The sequence below is a fragment of the Flavivirga sp. 57AJ16 genome, assembly GCF_028736925.1.
Lineage (GTDB): Bacteria > Bacteroidota > Bacteroidia > Flavobacteriales > Flavobacteriaceae > Flavivirga.
In genome coordinates this window covers 1-20,225 of sequence record NZ_JAQZAT010000026.1, presented here as the reverse complement: position 1 = coordinate 20,225, position 20,225 = coordinate 1, and the positions used below count along the sequence as shown (strand labels likewise).

General features: G+C 36.2%; 22 protein-coding genes. 5 read left to right on the top strand and 17 right to left on the bottom strand.

What is annotated here, in order from left to right; genetic code table 11:
- The first annotated feature begins 7 nt into the window (after window positions 1–7).
- Complete coding sequence (locus tag PQO00_RS19490; protein WP_274186531.1) at window positions 8–1,228, top strand: hypothetical protein; 1,221 nt, start codon at window positions 8–10, stop codon at window positions 1,226–1,228.
- A 206-nt stretch (window positions 1,229–1,434) separates the two neighbouring features.
- Window positions 1,435–1,884 (top strand): hypothetical protein, encoded by a 450-nt coding sequence (locus tag PQO00_RS19485; RefSeq protein WP_274186530.1) that lies wholly within the window; start codon window positions 1,435–1,437, stop codon window positions 1,882–1,884.
- A 69-nt stretch (window positions 1,885–1,953) separates the two neighbouring features.
- On the opposite strand, the gene hemL is transcribed toward PQO00_RS19485, so the two are convergent.
- From hemL to PQO00_RS19465, 4 genes are read right to left on the bottom strand one after another with little or no spacing between them, the layout of a single operon-like run.
- Entirely contained in the window at window positions 1,954–3,240 is a 1,287-nt protein-coding gene (gene hemL / locus PQO00_RS19480) for a glutamate-1-semialdehyde 2,1-aminomutase (RefSeq protein WP_274186529.1), read from the bottom strand.
- Between the two features lie 17 nt (window positions 3,241–3,257).
- Entirely contained in the window at window positions 3,258–4,058 is an 801-nt protein-coding gene (locus PQO00_RS19475; protein WP_274186528.1) for a glucosaminidase domain-containing protein, read from the bottom strand.
- Complete coding sequence (locus tag PQO00_RS19470; RefSeq protein WP_274186527.1) at window positions 4,051–4,962, bottom strand: 1-aminocyclopropane-1-carboxylate deaminase/D-cysteine desulfhydrase; 912 nt, start codon at window positions 4,960–4,962, stop codon at window positions 4,051–4,053. Before PQO00_RS19470 ends, PQO00_RS19475 begins: the two co-directional genes overlap by 8 nt.
- The gene (locus PQO00_RS19465) at window positions 4,952–5,290 is read right to left on the bottom strand and encodes a hypothetical protein (RefSeq protein ID WP_274186526.1); all 339 of its coding nucleotides are present in this window, start codon (window positions 5,288–5,290) and stop codon (window positions 4,952–4,954) included. The genes PQO00_RS19470 and PQO00_RS19465 overlap by 11 nt, the downstream gene beginning before the upstream one ends.
- Window positions 5,291–5,420: 130 nt before the next feature.
- Here PQO00_RS19465 and PQO00_RS19460 point away from each other — a divergent pair, with 130 nt between their 5' ends.
- Complete coding sequence (locus tag PQO00_RS19460; RefSeq protein WP_274186525.1) at window positions 5,421–5,573, top strand: DUF5522 domain-containing protein; 153 nt, start codon at window positions 5,421–5,423, stop codon at window positions 5,571–5,573.
- A gap of 126 nt (window positions 5,574–5,699) precedes the next feature.
- Window positions 5,700–6,269 (top strand): DUF4136 domain-containing protein, encoded by a 570-nt coding sequence (locus PQO00_RS19455; protein ID WP_274186524.1) that lies wholly within the window; start codon window positions 5,700–5,702, stop codon window positions 6,267–6,269.
- A gap of 1,014 nt (window positions 6,270–7,283) precedes the next feature.
- Here the strand turns inward: PQO00_RS19455 and PQO00_RS19450 are convergent.
- Window positions 7,284–7,643 carry a type II toxin-antitoxin system HigA family antitoxin gene (locus tag PQO00_RS19450; RefSeq protein WP_274186523.1) on the bottom strand — a complete coding sequence of 120 codons (360 nt, stop codon included), beginning with the start codon at window positions 7,641–7,643 and terminating at the stop codon, window positions 7,284–7,286.
- A gap of 2 nt (window positions 7,644–7,645) precedes the next feature.
- A complete protein-coding gene (locus PQO00_RS19445; RefSeq protein WP_274186522.1) occupies window positions 7,646–7,942 on the bottom strand; it encodes a type II toxin-antitoxin system HigB family toxin in 297 nt (98 codons plus the stop codon).
- Window positions 7,943–8,205: 263 nt separating this feature from the next.
- Here PQO00_RS19445 and PQO00_RS19440 point away from each other — a divergent pair, with 263 nt between their 5' ends.
- Window positions 8,206–8,553 (top strand): VOC family protein, encoded by a 348-nt coding sequence (locus tag PQO00_RS19440; protein ID WP_274186521.1) that lies wholly within the window; start codon window positions 8,206–8,208, stop codon window positions 8,551–8,553.
- A gap of 78 nt (window positions 8,554–8,631) precedes the next feature.
- On the opposite strand, the gene PQO00_RS19435 is transcribed toward PQO00_RS19440, so the two are convergent.
- The 11 genes from PQO00_RS19435 to pcaF all read right to left on the bottom strand — a co-directional run bounded on the left by PQO00_RS19435 (window position 8,632) and on the right by pcaF (window position 20,110).
- On the bottom strand, window positions 8,632–10,701 hold the full coding sequence (locus tag PQO00_RS19435) for a thiamine pyrophosphate-dependent enzyme (RefSeq protein ID WP_274186556.1): 2,070 nt from the start codon (window positions 10,699–10,701) through the stop codon (window positions 8,632–8,634).
- Window positions 10,702–10,932: 231 nt separating this feature from the next.
- Complete coding sequence (locus PQO00_RS19430) at window positions 10,933–12,000, bottom strand: branched-chain amino acid aminotransferase (RefSeq protein WP_274186520.1); 1,068 nt, start codon at window positions 11,998–12,000, stop codon at window positions 10,933–10,935.
- A gap of 39 nt (window positions 12,001–12,039) precedes the next feature.
- Window positions 12,040–13,338, bottom strand: a complete 1,299-nt coding sequence (locus PQO00_RS19425) for a dihydrolipoamide acetyltransferase family protein (RefSeq protein WP_274186519.1) — start codon at window positions 13,336–13,338, stop codon at window positions 12,040–12,042.
- A 64-nt stretch (window positions 13,339–13,402) separates the two neighbouring features.
- A complete protein-coding gene (locus tag PQO00_RS19420; protein ID WP_274186518.1) occupies window positions 13,403–13,999 on the bottom strand; it encodes a transferase hexapeptide repeat family protein in 597 nt (198 codons plus the stop codon).
- 189 nt (window positions 14,000–14,188) lie between these two features.
- On the bottom strand, window positions 14,189–14,371 hold the full coding sequence (locus tag PQO00_RS19415; protein ID WP_274186517.1) for a hypothetical protein: 183 nt from the start codon (window positions 14,369–14,371) through the stop codon (window positions 14,189–14,191).
- Entirely contained in the window at window positions 14,368–14,550 is a 183-nt protein-coding gene (locus PQO00_RS19410) for a hypothetical protein (protein WP_274186517.1), read from the bottom strand. Before PQO00_RS19410 ends, PQO00_RS19415 begins: the two co-directional genes overlap by 4 nt.
- Before the next feature lie 269 nt (window positions 14,551–14,819).
- Window positions 14,820–15,572: an enoyl-CoA hydratase/isomerase family protein gene (locus PQO00_RS19405; protein WP_274186516.1), complete on the bottom strand. Its 753-nt coding sequence runs from the start codon at window positions 15,570–15,572 to the stop codon at window positions 14,820–14,822.
- A 167-nt stretch (window positions 15,573–15,739) separates the two neighbouring features.
- The gene (locus tag PQO00_RS19400; protein ID WP_274186515.1) at window positions 15,740–16,027 is read right to left on the bottom strand and encodes a GIY-YIG nuclease family protein; all 288 of its coding nucleotides are present in this window, start codon (window positions 16,025–16,027) and stop codon (window positions 15,740–15,742) included.
- A 51-nt stretch (window positions 16,028–16,078) separates the two neighbouring features.
- A complete protein-coding gene (gene paaZ / locus PQO00_RS19395; RefSeq protein WP_274186514.1) occupies window positions 16,079–18,574 on the bottom strand; it encodes a phenylacetic acid degradation bifunctional protein PaaZ in 2,496 nt (831 codons plus the stop codon).
- A 99-nt stretch (window positions 18,575–18,673) separates the two neighbouring features.
- Entirely contained in the window at window positions 18,674–18,805 is a 132-nt protein-coding gene (locus PQO00_RS19390) for a hypothetical protein (RefSeq protein ID WP_274186513.1), read from the bottom strand.
- A 99-nt stretch (window positions 18,806–18,904) separates the two neighbouring features.
- Window positions 18,905–20,110 (bottom strand): 3-oxoadipyl-CoA thiolase, encoded by a 1,206-nt coding sequence (gene pcaF / locus PQO00_RS19385; protein ID WP_274186512.1) that lies wholly within the window; start codon window positions 20,108–20,110, stop codon window positions 18,905–18,907.
- Between the last annotated feature and the right edge of the window lie 115 nt (window positions 20,111–20,225).

Genomic DNA, 20,225 nt, shown 5'->3' with positions numbered 1-20,225 from the left:
TTTTTATGTGATGCTAAAAAAAGGGCTTTTAATTATTTTTTGTTTTTGTAATCTTCTTGTTATTGCCCAACAAAAAGATAGTTTATCAACAAAAAACGGCATTGACAACCCCAGCCTTTTAACCACGCATCATTTTGGTATTTTCAGCTCTAGAATTAACCCGAATTTTAAATACAGACCTTTCAAAAACCCGATACTCACTATAAGCTCTATAAGCGGAAACAACTTTCATCCTTTTGTTGAAGGGTATTTTCCACAAGACCCAGCCGTAAGAGAAGCACAAAGTAAACTTATTTGGTATAATAGGGATTTTACCTTTATAGATCAAAAAACTACCCCTGCCGATTATTTAAATATTATCATTGATGCCGTTATAAAAGAATTTAGATTAAGCATAAATATACCGTTGGATAAAAAAAACGAGTTAGGAGTTACACTACGATCTTATTTAATAACTAAAGGAAAGTACCCTTTTTCACCGTTTACTGGCGATGAGACCATTGAATGGTTTCATAGTAACATACAAGGGGGAGAAGATCCATTCGGCAGACGTTATTATGGTTTAAACCAAGTTCATTTTAAATACCTTGATAGAAACGGCAATACGCTTGAACTAAATAATAATGATTTCTTTATAGGAGGCATTGAATTAAATCATTTTTATTATCCAACACTTTCAATCAATAAAACTAAAAATATATTTGTCAATTTTGGAAGCCACTTAGGTATTAATACTTCTAAATTTAATGCGTCTCTGGATATAGGTGTTTCTTTAAATGCCATTAAAAAACTAAGACTAAGTAATAGCTACGAATTTAATATGGGAGTCGGGATGAACGTTTTACGAAAAAACCTCATCAACTTTAAAGAGGTTATCGATTTGGGCAATAATCCATTTTTAGCAACTATTGAGAGCGATATCGAAATAACAAAATACACCCAAAGGGGGCACTATAATTCATTAGGGATCGTCTACCAAATTCAATCTCGTTACAATAAAAGAAAGGAAGCCGATTATCTTAAGCTTTTAGGCAACTGGAAAGAGATAAACGGCGGCTGGCATCACGGTATTGTAACTTTGTACAAAGCACAATCTAATTGGTCTTTTGTTTATACTTATGGTCATTCCAACTATAAACTATCGCTATACTTCAAAGAAGATTTTTTGATCAATAATGCTCCAGATTTCCAAACGGGCATCTCTCTAAAGATTCCCGTGTTTAAATAATCTGACCTCTTTGCTATTCCTGCGACATGTGCTGAACTTGTTTCGGTAAAACAGGAATCTACGTTAAAATTAGTTTCTATGCTATCAAACCCACATCGAACTACTTTAAAGTTTTACAATGTTAATATTTGGTTAAAACCAAAAGACCGTTTAAACCTTTTAAAAAATCAAAAGTCCTACTTGCACATAACTTAAAAGAGGTAAACATGAGAAAATTAATAATCATTGCCATAGCATTGATATCTATTCAAGCTATAGCACAAACGGAAAGAAGAGACCGATCTGAACGGGCCCAAAAGATGAACAACCTTTCTGCTGAAGAGATAGCCACTTTGAAAACAAAAAGAATGACTTTGTTTTTGGATTTAAATGAATCACAACAAAAAGAGATTCAAAAAATAAACCTGGAAAATGCTACTTTACGTAAAACAATGATGGCCCAGTATAAGGCTAGAAAAGCAAATGGAACCGCCCAAAGACCGACTAAAGAAGAACGTCTTAAAATGGAAAATGCTCGGTTAGACCATAAAATAGCCATGAAAGCCAAAATGAAAAGCATATTAAATAAAGAACAATATGCAAAATGGGAAAAAGCACAATTAAAAATGGCTGCCAAAAGAAAAGACAAAAATAGAGGTATGAATAGACAAAAATAGATTTAGTTAATTGGTTGGTTTTAGTTTGTTAATGAAAAGAGCATTTCAAAAATTTGAAATGCTCTTTTTTTATAAAGTTTTTGCAACCGCATTTACCGCAGCAATGGTAAAATCTAAATCTTTATAAGTTAAAGCATCGGTAATAAACCATGTTTCGAAAGCACTTGGCGCAATATAAACACCTTCACTTAGCATACCATGAAAGAACTTCTTAAACGTATCGTTATTTCCTCTTGCAGAAGTTTCAAAATCCACGACTTCAGAGTCATCAAAGTGAACCGAAATCATAGAACCAACCCTGTTTATGGTATGAACAATATTATTATCATTTAAAACCTTAGTAATACCTTTATGTAGGTATTCGGTTTTTTCAGCTAAACGATTATAAATTTCAGCATCACAATTCAATGCTTCTAGCATGGCTAAACCGGCGGCCATAGCTAGTGGATTACCACTTAAAGTTCCTGCTTGGTACACGGGCCCCAATGGCGCCAAATAATTCATAATCTCGTTTCTGGCTGCAAATGCCCCCACTGGCAAACCTCCTCCAATTACTTTTCCAAAGCAAACAATATCCGCATCAATACCAAAGAGCTCTTGAGCACCACCCTTCGCTAAACGAAATCCCGTCATCACCTCATCAAAAATCAACAAAATATGATGCCTATCACACAACGTTCTTAAGGTTTTTAAAAAACCATCTTGAGGCGGAATGCATCCCATATTCCCGGCAACCGGTTCGATAATAATACAAGCTATCTCGCTTTTATTTGCTTCAATTAACTGGGTGACATTTTCAATATCGTTATAGCGAGCCAACAAAGTATCTTTAGCTGTTCCTTTGGTGACCCCTGGGCTGTTAGGTGTTCCAAAAGTAATAGCCCCGCTACCTGCTTGTATTAAAAACGAATCGCTATGTCCGTGATAGCAGCCCGCAAATTTTATTATTTTATCTTTCCCCGTAAAGCCACGTGCTAAACGTACCGCACTCATACAGGCTTCTGTCCCTGAATTTACAAACCGTATTTTATCAATATTTGGCACCATTGAAACCGCTAACCCTGCAATTTTAGTCTCAATTTCTGTCGGTGTTCCAAACGATGTCCCTTTTTTTGCTTTCTCTACTACAGCGTTCACAACTGGGTCATAGGCATGTCCTAAAATCATGGGACCCCAAGAATTAATATAATCTATTAATCGATTGTCGTCTTCATCGTATAAATAGGGGCCTTTTGCTTCTTTTACAAAAATAGGTGTTCCGCCTACTGCTCTAAAAGCCCTTACCGGTGAGTTTACACCACCAGGAATAACCTTTTCTGCTTCTGCAAACAGTAAGCTACTTCTTTTATAGTTCATAAATTTATAATTGGTTATTATGGTTTTACAACTAATACTTGCCCAATATTTAAGGCTGTACTTGTTAATCCATTTAATTTTTGAAGCTCTTCAACCGTCATATTATACTTCCTTGAGATGGCGTATAGAGTATCACCTTTCGAAACGGTATATGTTATACGCTCTGCAATTATCGGTGCCTCAAATTCTTCATACGAATTTCCCAATACTTCTTTGTCCAACTTATACAATTCATAGCGTTCAATAATACCAATCAATTTTTGAGGATATTTTTTATCAGTAGCGTAACCGGCTGCTCTTAATTCTTTGGCCCAGCCTCTGTAATTTTCTTTTTTAAGCTTGAACAGCTTGGCATAACGCTTTTTTTGCAGGAAAAGAGAATGGTCCCTAAATGAATACTTTGCGTCTTTATATTTCCTAAAACATTCTTGGGCTTTATCATCATCGTGATAAATTTTGCCTCCAGTCCAACCATGGCATTTAATACCAAAATGATTATTGGCTTTTACAGAAAGACGTCCTTTACCAGAACCAGACTCCAAAACCCCTTGAGCTAAAGTGATACTTGCCGGGATACCATATAAACGCATCTCCTGTTGTGCAATTTCTTTATAATCATCAATATACCTCTCTGTAGCATTTGCATATACTTTAGTCGAATTCCCAGAAGGCTTTTTTGTTTCTTCTTTATCGATACCTCCTTTTTCTACTGTAGTCGTATTTGGTCTTTTTGTAATGACCGCCTTTTTAGAACGGCAACTAAAAAGAAAACACCCTAAACATAATACTAACGCTATTCTATTTACTTTTCTATTCAATTATTGATAAATTTTTATTTTTTAACACCAAATTCATTCCTTTAATACCTTGTAAACCTCCTGTATGGATCACTAAGATTTTTGAGCCCTTTTCAAAATAATCCTTATTTATTAAATCAAAAATCCCAAACATCATCTTACCTGTATACACAGGATCCAAGGGAATTCCATTTATTTTTTTAAACTGATTGATAAACGTCACCAGCGCCTCATTTATTTTTGCATACCCGCCAAAATGATAGCTGGTTATTAAATCCCAATTGGTCCTGGCTACAAATTTACTAATATCTTGCCGTAAAAAAGTACCTTTTAGGGCCGGAAAACCTAAAACTTGTTGACCAGGTTTTGAACAATTTATAAGTCCAGAAATGGTTCCACCAGTTCCAACGGCACAGCATATATAATCAAAGACGTTATCTGCCTCGGTTAATATTTCCTCGCAGCCTTTAATTGCCAGGTTATTTGTACCGCCTTCCGGAATGAGATAAAAATCGTTAAACACCTCTTTTAATTTGGCTAAAAAAGCCTCCGTTGTTTTATCTCTATAATCCCTTCTGGAAACAAATTTAAACTGCATCCCATTTTGTTTCGCAAAACTTAGGGTTTCATTATCGAAGATTTTATCTTCAAGTTCCTCCCCCCTAATAATCCCTATTGTCTTAAAGCCTAATAAATTTCCGGCCGAAGCTACCGCTGCTATATGATTGGAAAAGGCCCCGCCAAAAGTAAGAAGTGTTTTAAAGCCATTTTTTTTAGCTTCAAGAAGATTATATTTAAGCTTTCGGTACTTATTACCAGACACAAAAGGATGTATTTCGTCCTCTCTTTTTATAAATAACTCAACCCCCTTATTATCAGGTGCACTTATTTGTTGATTTATACTATGCCCAAGCTTAAATATCATTAGCGCGAAGATACTTTAAAAATTGCCAAAATGGTCGATGCTTGATATAATCCAGATGAAATTCATTGGCATAAGCTTCACGTTCAAAAGAAATATTACGATAAGCCAGATTCCATTTTTTATATTGAAATAATCGTACTAAAAACTCAATAGTATAAATTAAGTAAAAGGGTATTATTAGCATTTCTAACTGTTGCTTTAAATGAATTTTTTCATGATTCATTAAAGCAGCATCTTTTTTTGAATGTTTCGATCTCAAAAACACAAAAGGAAAAATGGTCAAACCTGTATAACCTTTAGGAACCAAATATTTTGAAATTAAAACCATATCTTATTACACTCAAAAATCAATCCAAATTATATTATCTTTGTTTAAAATGACATGAGCACCACTAATACCAATTGAGACCCTTAGTATGCAAATCGCATCTGACGATTAAAAAAATGAATACAATCAGATGAAAAAAATAATCCCCATTGAAGAAGGTGATTACTACCTAACACCAGAAGGTTATCGCTGTTTCACAGAACAATACCACTTAAGAAGAGGCTATTGTTGTGAAAGCGGATGCAGGCATTGTCCATACGGTTACGATAAGAACAAAGGATAACAAACACCACTATAATGCTATATACCAAAGGCTTGGTATGATTATTGATACTATTTTTAATAAAAAAATGCTTGAAATCAATGATTTTAAGATCAATTGTGTAATGTAGAATTAAAATAAAAGGCTATGAAAAAACTATTAAACACCTTACCACTTTTAGCACTGCTGCTTGTGGTTTCCTCTTGTAGTTCTGTGCGTGTTGCAACAGATTACGACAAGAATGCAAATTTTGGAGCATATAAAACCTTTGCTTTTTTTAAAACAGGTATTGACAAAGCAGAAATCAGTGATTTAGATAAACGAAGAATTCTCCGTGCCATCGAAGCAGAATTATTGGCTAAAGGCTTTACAAAATCCGAAAAACCTGATTTATTAGTGAGTCTCTTTACAAAATCCCAGCAACGTGTAGACGTTTACAATAACTCTTGGGGTTATGGTGGCTGGGGCTGGGGAGGTTTTGGTCCTTGGGGAGCAGGTTTTGGCCCAGGTTGGGGCTGGGGTTGGAATCAGCCCAGTGTAAGCACCAGTACACAGGGTGTTTTATATATAGACCTTATTGATGCCAATAAAAAGGAATTGGTTTGGCAAGGCATGGGAACTGGTTACTTAAGCAGAAATATGGAGAAAAAAGAAGCTCGTATTAAAGAGTTTGTAACAGAAATCATGACTAAATACCCTCCGGGAGCTCAACAATAAAAACGCAAAGAGCCTTTGTGCCAATAAGATGTTATTATAATGACATCCCGAAATAGTATACCATCAAGACTCTTAGCGATAAGTAAACTACCTCTAAGCAAGCTCGCGAAGCATTCATAAAGAAAAACCCTTAATAGTTTTGAAAGCAAGCTTCGGAGCAACTTGCCTGACGGCAGTCAGGTTTAAATCTCAATTATCGATCAAAAAATCATTCATTTTTCATATATAAAAAAGCTGCACAAAAGCAGCTTTTTTATATTCCTTTTCTGTAAGCTTTAAAAGCAATACTATAATGGTCAAGTCCAGTTCCAGGATATACTAATAATCTCTACCATTGATAAATTCTTGTATTGTATTAGCCATTTAGAATTTTAGATTACAGATCAAGAACAAAAGTTGTGTGCGATATGAAATCATTTATAACGAGCCATGACCAAGTGCATAATAACCACTTCAAGGTAAATCCAGATGGCCCAAGTATACCTAGAGCGTACCATAAAATAAAACGCCTCTTTCTTCCAATTTTAAGCTTAAAATTGGAATTCTTCTCCTCTTTTTTAAATTTAAGAGGAGCCCCCTACTGGATCAACATGTGGGGTAATTTTAAAAACTGTACCCGAAAATACAAATCGGACTTGCTCCTCACTTTTGAAAAGGGAGGATAATTTCGACAAAGTCGAAATTTAGGAGGGTTATACCAATTATGAATTAAAATACGCTATTCAAACTCATTCATTAATTCGTTTTTTCTCTTTACTCGTCATTTCCATAGCTTAGGCTATGCAAATAACTCGTAGCAGGCTAAAACAAATAAGCAATGTCGTTTTCTGTAGCTCATTTTAATTCATAATTGGTATTAAACCTGGATAGGTCTATGGCTGGCCTTCTTTTCAGATCGACTAAAACTTTTGCCTAAACACAACTTTTGTGCATGATCCTTGTTAACTCACAATATTAAACAAAAAAAGTGCAAAAATTAATTGCACTTTATGTTGTTATGCTTTTAATGGAAAATTAAACGCCTAATACAATAGACGGTTCTATGCTCAATTTTTTACTTATTTCTCTTGCTACTTTTAAAGTAGGTTCGCTTTTGCCTGTTAAATACTCACTTACTCTTGAGGTACTAACTCCTAAAAGTTCTGAAAGGCGTTTTTGGTTTAAACCCAATTCTGCCATACGCAACTTTATCACCTCTGTTAAAGAAGGCTTTTTAACAGGATAGTTTTGTTCTTCATAATCAGCAACAAGGTCAGACAAAATATTAAGCTCTACATAACCTTTGGCGTTTTGATTCTCTATGTTGTCAGAATCTTTTAAAAGTTCCTCTATGCGTTCTAAAATGGCGTTATATTGCTTTTCTGTTTGTATCATAACTAAATGTTTTTTATGTCGTTAGTTTTATCGTATTCTGCGTGTGTGCCTATAAAACGAATATATACTTTTTGGGCATTAAACGAGATTATTGCCACAAGTCTATAATCGTTACCTTTTATGTTAAACACATATCTATTATTGCCAACATAATCTACACTATTAAAGGTTTGTCTTATATCATTTAGATTTTTCCAAGCTTTGGCATTTGTGGTATGATACCAAACATTTAAAGGTGTCTCTGCATCTGCATGCTTCATTGCAAATTCCTGTATTCGTTTATAAGTAACAATACGCATTATTTAGTTTTATATGATTACAAAGATAATACCAAATTTTGATTTTCAAAATAATATTTTATTTTTTGTTATTCACAAAAGCCGCTTTGTAGAACAGCTAAAGCCTTTTGCTCTTTTTCAATTCTTATGTACTTGTAAAATTCTTTTTCCGTCTTATGTCCAGAGAATAGCATAATATCTTGAATAGGCTTACCTGCTGCATAATAATTTGTACAAAAGCTTCTACATGCTGTATGGGTTTTGATTAACAAGTACTTTGGCACTTGCATATTCCAGCAATGGATATTCCACGAGCAGTTAGTTTTTATCAAGCAATTTTGGGTATTGACATTGAAAAAATGGAAATACCAAGAGTAGAAATGGGAATATTTCCATACGAGGAACAAATGGTTACGGGAATTATAACGAAAGGAGAAGGGTTCAATACTTCTGCTAATGGAGTAACCATATATCTAAATGGAGGAGATAATCTTCAAACCATACTTGATAAAGTTGATAAAAATGGTGGAAAAATCATTGTTCCCAAAACTGCCCATGCGGATGAAAATGGATTTTTTGCATTATTCTTAGATACAGAAGGAAACAAACTCGGTTTAAACTCTCCAAACTAATAGAACGCACAACAAAGTATCCTATGCAATAGCAATTTGAGTGTAACCTTGAACCATTTTTGCGTTTAAATGTAATAGTTAATAATTTAACAATTCATCTATTTTATTTTTTACCTTCTCGGTAGACGGAATCATCGTTTGTTCTAAAGTTGAGTTTAATGGAATGGCAGGAACGTTTTCGCTTCCAATAGTCATGACCGGCGCATCTAAGTACTTGAAACATACTTCCTGAATTTTTCCTGCCAAGGCTCTGGCAAAACTATTATTGCTCGGTTCTTCGGTTACTACTAAGCACTTACCTGTTTTTTTAACCGATTTCATTACGGTATCTTCATCTAAAGGAAACAAGGTTCTTAAATCAATAATCTCTACACGATCCCTAATCCCTTTCGTGGCATTATAAGCCCAATGCACCCCCATTCCGTAAGTCACAATAGTCATCGTTTCTATGTTTTCCTGTTTCCAGATTTCCTGTAGTACCCAAGCTTTACCAAAGGGCAAGATATAATCTTCTGAAGGGTTCACGGATGTCGCTCCCGAAGTTCCGGGTACTTTAGACCAGTACAAACCTTTGTGCTCAAGTATCACTACTGGATTTGGATCGTAATAAGCTGCTTTCATCAATCCTTTTAGATCTGCACCATTGCTTGGGTATGCAATTTTAATACCTCTAATATTGGTCACTACACTTTCTACTGAAGAGGAATGGTAAGGGCCTCCACTGCCATATGCCCCGATTGGCACACGCAAAATCATACTTACTGGCCATTTTCCGTTAGATAAATAACAACTACGGCTAACCTCTGTAAATAGCTGATTTAACCCTGGCCAAATATAATCGGCAAACTGTACCTCAACAATGGGCTTTAACCCAACAGCACTCATACCTACGGTCGACCCCACTATAAAGGCTTCCTGAATGGGGGTATTGAAAACCCTATCATCTCCAAATTTCTGTGCTAAGGTGGCAGCTTCTCTAAAAACACCTCCCAATCTCCCGCCCACATCCTGACCATATAACAAACATTCTTTATGCTTTTTCATAAGTTCCTCTACAGCAAATAAAGCACAATCTACCATGACTACTTTTTCGGAACCCTCTGGAGAACGCTCTCCTATTTCTTCGGTGATCGGCGTGGGTAAAAAATCGTATGTAAATAAATCTTCAGGTGTTGGATCTTCTGCTTTTAAAGCTTTTTCAAAATCTGATTGTACCGTTTCTTTCGCAGCATTTTCTATGTTGTTCACTTCTTTTTCCGAAAATCCAGCATCCAACAATTGTTGTTTTAATACAGGGTACGGATCACGGCTTCTCGCTTCTTCCAAATCATCCCGGTACCATTCCATCCTTACTCCAGAAGTATGATGATTCAATAAAGGGACTTTAGCGTGTACTAAAAACGGACGACGCTCCTTACGTATGGTCTCTATAACTTTTTTTACCGCTTCGTAGCTCTCTGTAAAGTTGGCTCCATCAATGGAAATAGCTTCCAAACCATTAAAACCTTGTGCATATTCAAAGGCATTTTGAGCTCTTGTTTCTGCTTCATTTGCCGAAATATCCCAACCGTTATCTTGTACTAAATATAAAATGGGCATTTGCTTCAATGCTGCCATTTGAAAGGCTTCAGCAATTTCCCCCTCAGTAACAGAGGCGTCTCCAAGAGAGCATACGGTAATTGGTTTAAGAGACATCTCGACTGCACTCGATGTGACACTGTTCTTTAAACCTTGCTTTTCAATATATTGCATCCCCATGGCAACACCAGTAGCGGGAATAGTCTGCATGCCCGTGGCTGATGATTGATGCGGAATCTTTGGCTTGTCTTCTGCTCTTAAACTTGGATGTGAATAATACGTTCTTCCTCCAGAAAAAGGGTCTTCTTTTTTTGCTAATAATTGCAACATTAAATCATAGGGTTTCAATCCAAATGATAATAGCATAGCATCGTCCCTATAATACGGAAATGCATAATCTTGAGGCAATAACTGCATCCCCAAGGCAATTTGGATCGCTTCATGGCCCCTGGAGGTTGCATGTACATATTTTGAAACTTGTTTAAAATTAGCTTCGTATAGTTCTGTCATAGCTTTGGCCATGCACAATTTTAAAAATGCCTTTTTTAGTATGTCCTTTTTCATAGTCATTTTCCACAAAAGTGGTCATCTTTTTTTATTATATACAAGTTCTTTTTCAAACCGAAATCGAAGTTGAAACCGAAATCGAAATTAAATTATTATCGTTCACCTTCAAGTTCGAATTCATTTTCAGGTTCAAGTTCTTACTCAAACCGAAATCGAAGCTGAAACCGAAATCGAAATTGAGTTATTCCCGTTCACTTTTCAAGTTCGAATTCAGCTTCAAGTTCAAGTTCTTATTTAAACCAGCTCATTTTTAATGGTTACCATCCAATTAAACTCATCTTCAAGTCTTGCTGAACGTATACCGCTTACCGTATCTAAAATCATTTGCCCAACAGGATTGTCATCTGAAACATGAATCGTTTTGTCTTTATAACCAATATCCTGGATCATCGCTACCCCCACTGCAGTTCCTGTTCCAAAAGCTTCTTCTAAAGTCTTATTTTCAGAGGCCTGGATAATTTCATCTATAGAAATCTTACGTTCTATAACCTTATAGCCACGGGCACGCAACAATTCGATGGAACATATTCTACTTATTCCATTTAAGATACAGCCATCCAATTTAGGTGTTATAAGCTCACCATTTATTTTAAAGAATACATTCATAGTACCCACTTCCTGAATATATTTATGTTCAATAGCATCCAACCATAAAACCTGATCGTACCCCTTTGCCTTGGCTAGCTCTGTAGGGTAAATAGCCGCTGCATAATTTCCTGCTACTTTTGCTTCACCAGTACCTCCCTGGGCCGCCCGAATGAATTTTGTTTCGGCATACAAACTAATTCTTTTAGTAAAGAACGGGCCTGAAGGGGATGCTATGATAATAAACTTATAATGGGTGGCTGCTCTCATACCTATAAAAGCTTCGTCTGCATACATAAAGGGGCGCAGATACAGGGCGCTTCCTTCTTGTGGTGGAATCCAGTTTTTTTCAAGGCCCACAAATTGTTTTAACCCTTCCACAAACAATACTACTGGAAAGTCTGGCATACCGACACGCTGCGCACTAAAATTTAAGCGCTCTCCATTTTTTTCTGGGCAGATAAGCGTCGGGTTCCCATGGATATCCAAAGTCGCTTTCATGCCCTCAAAAATAGCCTGCCCGTAATGTAAAGCCATGGCTGCCGGGTGCGTTGGAATGTGTGTTAAAGGTTCTATTCTTGGGTTTGTCCATTGCCCATTTTCATAATCACAAATAAACATATGATCTGTGAAAATGGTTCCAAGTGGTATGTTATCAAAGTCTAAATTATTTACTTTAGACGCCTTGACTCTGGTAATTTTTATAGTGTTTTCCATAATGTTTAATGAGATACTGAAGATTCAGCATAACTTTGTTTATAGTGTTCTACTTGTTTCAAATTGTTCGAAATAATCCGCTACACGTTTTAAAAAACTGCCTCCTAGATAGCCATCGACAACTCTGTGGTCAAATGATAAAGAAAGGTACATCATACTTCGTATAGCAATTTCGTCCCCGTTGTCCGTTTCGATAACTTCGGCTCTTTTTTTAATAATTCCCAATGCCAAAATGGCAACTTCAGGTTGGTTGATTATGGGTGTTCCCATAAGGCTACCAAAGGTCCCTACATTCGAAATGGTGAACGTACTCCCCTTTATATCATCGCCAGCCAATTTATTTCCCCTTGCTTTGTCTGTAAGTTCGTTTACGTTAGCAGCTAGTTCTCTTAAATCTTTAGTGCCTGCATTTTTTACCACCGGTACGATTAAGTTTCCACTTGGTAACGCTGTGGCCATGCCAATATTGATAGATTCTTTTACAATGATGTTACTTCCATCTACAGAGGCATTGATATTTGGAAAATCTTTCACTGCTTTTGCTACGGCTTCTACAAACAATGGCGTAAAGGTTAAACGTTCTCCATATTTTTCCTGAAATGCTTTTTTATTCGTATTCCTCCAATGAACCATGTTTGTTAAATCTGCTTCAACGTATGCCGTTACATGTGGTGAGGTATGTTTTGAATACACCATATGGTCTGCAATCATTTGACGCATTCTATCCATTTTCACTACTTTGCCCTTTCCTTTATCGAAACTTAATTGGGGAATACGGTATGCTGTTGGGTCTTGTTGTGCTACAGGTTGTGCAAATTTGAACGGCCTTCCGTCTTCGATATACTTAAATACATCACTTTTTCGCAATCTTCCTTCATTTCCTGTTGCAGGAATCCTAGCTAATTCTTCGAAACTAATGTGATGTTCTTTAGCTATAGAAATAATCAACGGCGAAAAGAAGGTATTTGAATTTGAAACACTAAATTTTTCTGCGGAAGGAACTTGAAATGGTCTGGAGGTTCTTGATTTTACTTTATTCTCAACGGGACTTGAACCGGCAGCCTTTTTAACTTCTACAGGCTTCCCTGACTTCGTTTTTTCTGAAACGTCCAATAATGCTATCACTTCTCCAACTAACACGACATCTTTTGCTTTATATAGTGTTTTTACCAAGCTTCCAGAACAGGGCGCCGGCACTTCATTGTCCACTTTATCGGTAGCTATTTCTATAATGATATCGCCTTCTTCAAACGACTCACCTTCATTAACCAGCCAGTTGATGATGGTTCCTTCTGTAATGCTTTCGCCCATTTTGGGCATTTTAAATTCGAGTTCCATTATTTTAAATAACTAATGTTTGTTAGTTTTTATATTATTATTTTTACTTAAAGATAATAAACATTTACTTTTTCATAAAATCCCGAAGCGTATCATATGTGCTATCCTGAATTTTCATAGTATCGGGAATGGCTCTTAAAGGTGCCACTTCTTTTAAGCTTTCATGACAATCTGTTGGTAGCTGCTGGTACAATTTCGTTCCCCTGGTTTTCCAATCGATCATCTCGTCACTAACTTGTTTGACAATTTTTGCTGGATTCCCTACTACTAAACTTCTACTAGGCACTTTGGTTTCTGCTTTTACAAAAGACATCGCCCCAACGATACATTCATCCCCAATTTCGGCATCATCCATAATGACCGTATTCATTCCAATCAGGCAATTTTTACCCAAATTGGCACCATGAATAATCGCACCATGACCAACATGCGCACTCTCCTTTAGCACAATAGATTTTCCAGGAAACATGTGCACGGTGCAGTTTTCCTGAACGTTTACGCCATCTTCCAAAATAATTTGCCCCCAATCTCCACGAATGGCTGCCCCTGGTCCTATATAACAATGTTTACCAATAATAACATTTCCGGTTACGGCAGCCAGGGGGTGCACGAAACTAGATTCGTGTACGACTGGTATGTATCCTTGGAATGAATAAATCATATGTATAATTTAAGATTGTGGATTAACGATTTTGGATTTTTGAAGTTCTCACTCATACTTCTAAAGTCTTCAATCGACATTCTCCAATCATTAATATGTATAATTTAAGATTGTGGATTAACGATTTTGGATTTTTGAAGTTCTCACTCATACTTCTAAAGTCTTCAATCGACATTCTCCAATCGTTAATCACTTAAACCCTTTTAATATTTCCATCATTGCTTCCGTATTGTAAGTACATAAATGCTCTGCTGTGGTTTTTATAGCTTCAATATGTATAATTTTAAGATTGTGGATTAACGATTTTGGATTTTTGAAGTTCTCACTCATACTTCTAAAGTCTTCAATCGACATTCTCCAATCGTTAATCACTTAAACCCTTTTAATATTTCCATCATTGCTTCCGTATTGTAAGTACATAAATGCTCTGCTGTGGTTTTTATAGCTTCAATATGTATAATTTTAAGATTGTGGATTAACGATTTTGGATTTTTGAAGTTCTCACTCATACTTCTAAAGTCTTCAATCGACATTCTCCAATCGTTAATCACTTAAACCCTTTTAATATTTCCATCATTGCTTCCGTATTGTAAGTACATAAATGCTCTGCTGTGGTTTTTATAGCTTCAATATGTATAATTTAAGATTGTGGATTAACGATTTTGGATTTTTGAAGTTCTCACTCATACTTCTAAAGTCTTCAATCGACATTCTCCAATCATTAATATGTATAATTTAAGATTGTGGATTAACGATTTTGGATTTTTGAAGTTCTCACTCATACTTCTAAAGTCTTCAATCGACATTCTCCAATCGTTAATCACTTAAACCCTTTTAATTTTTCTTTAGTAAAATCACTTAAAACCAATCGTCCGCTAATTTCTGCACATTCCGATAATAATTCATCCCAATCGTCCGTTCCTTTCCAAAAAACTTTTTTCATTTCCATCATTGCTTCCGTATTGTAAGTACATAAATGCTCTGCTGTGGTTTTTATAGCTTCATCAAGTGCCTCGGTACTATCATATACATGCGTAAATAAACCTTTTTGTTTTGCCCATTCTGCAGGATAAAATGAATTAGCGTCTATGGCAATTTGTGACATGGCACTCAATCCTATTTTGCGTTCTATTGCCGGTCCTACAACAAAAGGCCCGATACCAATATTTAACTCGCTTAATTTGATTGCTGCAAATTTTGTTCCCATACAATAATCTGTTGACGCAGCTAAACCAACGCCTCCGCCAACCGTTTTTCCCTGGATGCGTCCGATAATAAACTTTGGACATTTACGCATCGCATTGATCACGTTTGCAAATCCTGAAAAGAACACTTTGCCTGTTGCAGCATCATCAATATTAATCAGTTCTTTAAAACTAGCTCCTGCACAAAATGTCCTGTCGCCTCCACTTTTTAGAACAATAACTTTAATAGCATCGTTCTCACCCGCTTCAGTGATGGTTTTAGCTAATTTTGCTAGTATGTCTCCTGGCAAGGAGTTGTGCGCAGGATGAAAAAACTCGATGTATCCTACTTCGTTTTCTATGGTTTGTTTTACGTATGGTTGTGTCATGTTTACTTTCCGCTAAAGCGGAAATCTTTTAGTTGTTATACTTAACTCTATACAAATCCCTACAATCAGGATTTATGTGTTCCCGTGAAAACGGGAATCTTTTTAAATTTATTCTAGACTTTCTAAGATTATTGATTTCTCGATAATCTTAGAAAGTCTTTTAATTATTATTTTAAATCTTTATATAAATCCTTCCAACTTGGATTCTCTTTTTCAACTAATTCAATTTTCCAATCTCGATGCCATTTCTTCATTCTCTTTTCCCTTAATTTAGCTTCTTTTTCTATTTCAAATTTTTCAAAATAAACTAATTTATCTAAATTATATCTAGCTGAAAATGTAGTCGGATGTACTTTGTTTTTATGTTGATATATTCTTTCTTTTAATCTCTTCGTAAACCCAATATATAAAACACCTTTTGGTTTATTTGTTATTATGTAAATATAATAAGTCATACGGCTTTTAAGGATTCCCACTTTCGTGGGAATTTTGAACAATTTAATCTTTTATAAAAGATTAAATTGTTCAAAATGATGATTTAAATGTTTCCTTTCCAATAAATACCACTCATATCTATTTAAGTCACCAAACACGACATTCTTTAAAGTCGCATCCGGGTTCTCCTTAAAATACTCCAAATAGCTATTCCGGGCTTTATTTAATTTAATAATAGCCTCCTCTAAATTGTCTGATTTTAATTCTTCTATTTTAGATGCCTCTGCTAAAGGGAACATATGGTCATGGGGCATTTTATCATAATTATAAAGCGAGTTATAAACTTTTTCTAGTATTTTTTCAGGTGTTTTAATTTCAAAATCCTGTATTTCTCCTGATGCAATTCTATAAGTGTACTCTAAATGTTCAACCATATGCTGCGGAGACATACGCCCCCATTTTGGTTTCATATTAGCTGTCAATTTATTTAAACATTCTTGAATTTTCTCTTCTGTCATTTCAACAAATGTCTCCTGCTTTTTCTGAACCATGGTGAGAATGGTCGCTATAGCTACCAACTCATCATTAGCATCAAATACCTCAACAAACCATTTTACAATACCACTAGGGTGCTCTGCTCCTGCAACATCCCTATCTACTTTTTGTTTGCATGTTAAACGCACATAAACGGTATCATTATGATACAAAGGACGTAAAAAACGACAGTCTTCCAAGCCATAATTAGCAGAAACCGGTCCTTTGTTCGGGTATACAAATAATCCAGCAGCAGCCGAAATAATAAAATAGCCATGGGCGGTTCGCTTTTCAAAAATACTTCCATCCAATGATGTGATATCTGTATGCGCATAAAAATGATCCCAAGTAAGGTTAGCAAAATTAATAATATCTGTATCCGTAAACGTACGCTTATGTGTTTTTAAAGACATGCCAGGCTGAATATCTTCCCAATGGTATTTAAATGGATGTTGTTCTGCTTCTTTGTATTTGGCATTCGCCTGATAAATTCCTGTAATTTCTGTTAAGGTGGTGGGAGACCCTTGAATGGCGGTACGCTGTAAATAATGCTTTATCCCTCGCATACCTCCCATTTCCTCGCCACCGCCAGCGCGTCCTGGACCTCCATGTGTTAAACTTGGAAGTGGCGACCCATGTCCTGTACTTTCTTTAGCACTCTCTCTATTAAGCACTAAAATACGACCATGGTGGCTCGCTGCATTAACGACATAATCTTTTGCAATACGATCATTGTTAGTGGTAATTGACGATACTAAAGAGCCTTTACCCATTTGGGCCAAAGTGATTGCTTCATCCAAATTTTTATATGGCATTATAGTACTTACCGGACCAAATGCTTCACGTTCATGTACAGCCATATTCTCAAACGGTCTATCTTCCCTTAACAGAATAGGACTAAGAAAAGCCCCTTTTTTCGCATCTGCTCCTATAACATTTACATCTGTTAAATGACCATATACTAATTGAGCCGTTTTGGCAATTTCCTCCACGCATTCCTTGACTTCGGTAACCTGATCTTTTCCTACTAAAGCCCCCATACGTACTTCTTTTAACCTTGGATCTCCAATCGTAACTTTATCTAATGCTTTACCTAAGGCTATCTGTACATCTTCTATGAGGTTTTCAGGAACAATGACACGTCTTATGGCGGTACATTTCTGACCTGCCTTAACGGTCATCTCTTTTCTAACTTCTTTAATAAAAATATCGAACTCAGGAGTTCCTGGTACGGCATCTTCTCCTAAAACAGAAGCATTTAAAGAATCGGCTTCCATATTAAATGGCACGGATTCATTTATAATTTGTGAATGTGATTTCAATAGACGTCCCGTTACCGCCGAACCTGTAAAAGTAACAACATCCTGGGATTGAACCGTATCTAATATAGATCTTGCAGAACCGGTAATTAATTGCAAAGCACCTTCAGGCAATATGTTTGATGCTATAATTTCCTTAACGACAGCTTCGGTTAAAAAGGCTGTGTTTGTGGCTGGTTTCACAACAGCAGGAACACCTGCCATCCAGTTAACAGCACACTTTTCCAACATTCCCCAAACTGGAAAATTAAAAGCATTGATATGTACCGCTACTCCTTTTTTTGGCACCATAATGTGATGCGCCATAAAACGTCCACCTCGAGATAAATCAATAGGATCACCTTCTACATGATAGGACTGATTTGGAAACAATTTACGCAGTGAGGCATTAGCAAAAAGATTACCAAAACCACCTTCTATATCAATCCAACTATCCACTTTGGTTGCCCCAGTTCTATAACTTAATTCGTAAAAGGCATCTTTTCTTTTTGTAAGGTACAATGCTAATTTTTTGAGCATGTTTCCCCGCTCTTGAAAAGTCATCTTTCGTAAGGCATTTCCTTTTTCCCTACCGTATTGCAAGATCTCAGCAAAATCTAATCCTTCGGTATCAGATAGTGCAACGACTTCTCCCGTTACCGCATCAAACATAGGAACGCCTTCACCTGTTCCTTCTATCCATTGACCTGTAATATAATTTTGTGATTTGTTCATCATATTCATTTTGAGATTGTAGATTAACGATTTTTGATTTTTGAAGTCTTACTCATACTTCTTAAATCCCCAAAATCGTTAATCTCCAATCGTTGATTTTTAAACGCTTTCAATGATGGCAGCATAACCTTGTCCAACACCTACGCACATGGTTACCGCATCAAACATAGGAACGCCTTCTCCTGTTCCTTCTATCCATTGAACTGTAATATAATTTTGTGATTTGTTCATCATATTCATTTTGAGATTGTAGATTAACGATTTTTGATTTTTGAAGTCTTACTCATACTTCTTAAATCCCCAAAATCGTTAATCTCCAATCGTTGATTTTTAAACGCTTTCAATGATGGCAGCATAACCTTGTCCAACACCTACGCACATGGTAACCAATGCGTATCTTTTTTGCTGTTCGTGTAATTCCAAAGCTGCTGAATATGCTATTCTAGTCCCTGTAACGCCTAATGGATGGCCAATGGCGATCGCCCCGCCATTTGGGTTTAGTCTCGGATCGTTATCTGCTAACCCCCAAGCTCTGGTACATGCTAATGCTTGTGCTGCAAATGCTTCGTTTAACTCTATGATATCCATATCGTCCATGGTTAAGCCTGCTTTTTCTAATGCTTTATTTGAAGCTTGTACTGGTCCGATTCCCATAATTCTTGGCGCCACACCAACAACCGCTGAACTGACAATTTTTGCCAATGGTTTTAAATTGTATTTTTTTACAGCATCTCCCGAAGCCATAATAATTGCTGCTGCACCATCATTCAACCCAGATGAATTTCCTGCAGTAACACTTCCGCCTTCTTTCTTAAAAGCTGGGCGCAACTTTGCCAGTACTTCTTTAGTTGTAGTTGGCTTTACAAACTCATCTTTTGAAAAAATGATCGGATCTTTTTTTCGTTGTGGAATTTCAACATTAACGATCTCTTTGTCTAAACGCCCATTTTCCTGCGCTTTGGTTGCTTTCATTTGACTCCAATATGCAAAAGCATCTTGATCTTCACGAGAAATATGATACATATCTACAAGATTTTCAGCGGTATTTCCCATACCGTCTGTCCCATAGAGTTTATTCATTTTCGGATTAATAAAACGCCACCCAAATGTGGAATCGTACATTTTAGAATCACCTCCAAATCCTGTCGACGGTTTTCCTATAACGTATGGGCCACGTGTCATATTTTCAACGCCTCCCGCTATAAACACATCCCCATCTCCTGCTTTAATGGCCCTATTGGCGTGAATAATAGCTGATAATCCCGAGCTACATAAACGGTTAACGGTTTCTCCTGGCACTGTAAATGGTAGCCCCGCCAACAAAGAGCACATACGTGCTACGTTACGGTTATCTTCTCCTGCCTGGTTTGCACATCCCATGATAACGTCATCATAAGCGTCTTTAGGAATATTCTGGTTGCGCTCTACCACTTCTTTAATTACAATAGCCCCTAAATCGTCTGTACGAACAGCAGATAAAGTACCTTTATAATTTCCAATTGGGGTTCTTATGCCGTCTATTATATATGCTTCCATATTGATTGTTGATTGTTGATTTCTGAATGCTGATTTTTGATTTGTTCAAATTCATTTTATCATTTAATCTACATCTTATTTTTTAGTTTTTTAATTATTTATGCCTGTTGATTTT

What these genes read in the sequence shown, in the direction of transcription:
- PQO00_RS19485 (WP_274186530.1), top strand. Translation starts at nt 1,435, where the DNA reads ATGAGAAAATTAATAATCATTGCCATAGCATTGATATCTATTCAAGCT.
- hemL (WP_274186529.1), bottom strand. Translation starts at nt 3,240, where the DNA reads ATGAACTATAAAAGAAGTAGCTTACTGTTTGCAGAAGCAGAAAAGGTT.
- PQO00_RS19470 (WP_274186527.1), bottom strand. Translation starts at nt 4,962, where the DNA reads ATGATATTTAAGCTTGGGCATAGTATAAATCAACAAATAAGTGCACCT.
- PQO00_RS19465 (WP_274186526.1), bottom strand. Translation starts at nt 5,290, where the DNA reads ATGGTTTTAATTTCAAAATATTTGGTTCCTAAAGGTTATACAGGTTTG.
- PQO00_RS19460 (WP_274186525.1), top strand. Translation starts at nt 5,421, where the DNA reads ATGAAAAAAATAATCCCCATTGAAGAAGGTGATTACTACCTAACACCA.
- PQO00_RS19455 (WP_274186524.1), top strand. Translation starts at nt 5,700, where the DNA reads ATGAAAAAACTATTAAACACCTTACCACTTTTAGCACTGCTGCTTGTG.
- PQO00_RS19450 (WP_274186523.1), bottom strand. Translation starts at nt 7,643, where the DNA reads ATGATACAAACAGAAAAGCAATATAACGCCATTTTAGAACGCATAGAG.
- PQO00_RS19445 (WP_274186522.1), bottom strand. Translation starts at nt 7,942, where the DNA reads ATGCGTATTGTTACTTATAAACGAATACAGGAATTTGCAATGAAGCAT.
- PQO00_RS19435 (WP_274186556.1), bottom strand. Translation starts at nt 10,701, where the DNA reads ATGACTATGAAAAAGGACATACTAAAAAAGGCATTTTTAAAATTGTGC.
- PQO00_RS19430 (WP_274186520.1), bottom strand. Translation starts at nt 12,000, where the DNA reads ATGGAAAACACTATAAAAATTACCAGAGTCAAGGCGTCTAAAGTAAAT.
- PQO00_RS19425 (WP_274186519.1), bottom strand. Translation starts at nt 13,338, where the DNA reads ATGGAACTCGAATTTAAAATGCCCAAAATGGGCGAAAGCATTACAGAA.
- PQO00_RS19420 (WP_274186518.1), bottom strand. Translation starts at nt 13,999, where the DNA reads ATGATTTATTCATTCCAAGGATACATACCAGTCGTACACGAATCTAGT.
- PQO00_RS19405 (WP_274186516.1), bottom strand. Translation starts at nt 15,572, where the DNA reads ATGACACAACCATACGTAAAACAAACCATAGAAAACGAAGTAGGATAC.
- PQO00_RS19400 (WP_274186515.1), bottom strand. Translation starts at nt 16,027, where the DNA reads ATGACTTATTATATTTACATAATAACAAATAAACCAAAAGGTGTTTTA.
- paaZ (WP_274186514.1), bottom strand. Translation starts at nt 18,574, where the DNA reads ATGAACAAATCACAAAATTATATTACAGGTCAATGGATAGAAGGAACA.
- PQO00_RS19390 (WP_274186513.1), bottom strand. Translation starts at nt 18,805, where the DNA reads ATGAACAAATCACAAAATTATATTACAGTTCAATGGATAGAAGGAACA.
- pcaF (WP_274186512.1), bottom strand. Translation starts at nt 20,110, where the DNA reads ATGGAAGCATATATAATAGACGGCATAAGAACCCCAATTGGAAATTAT.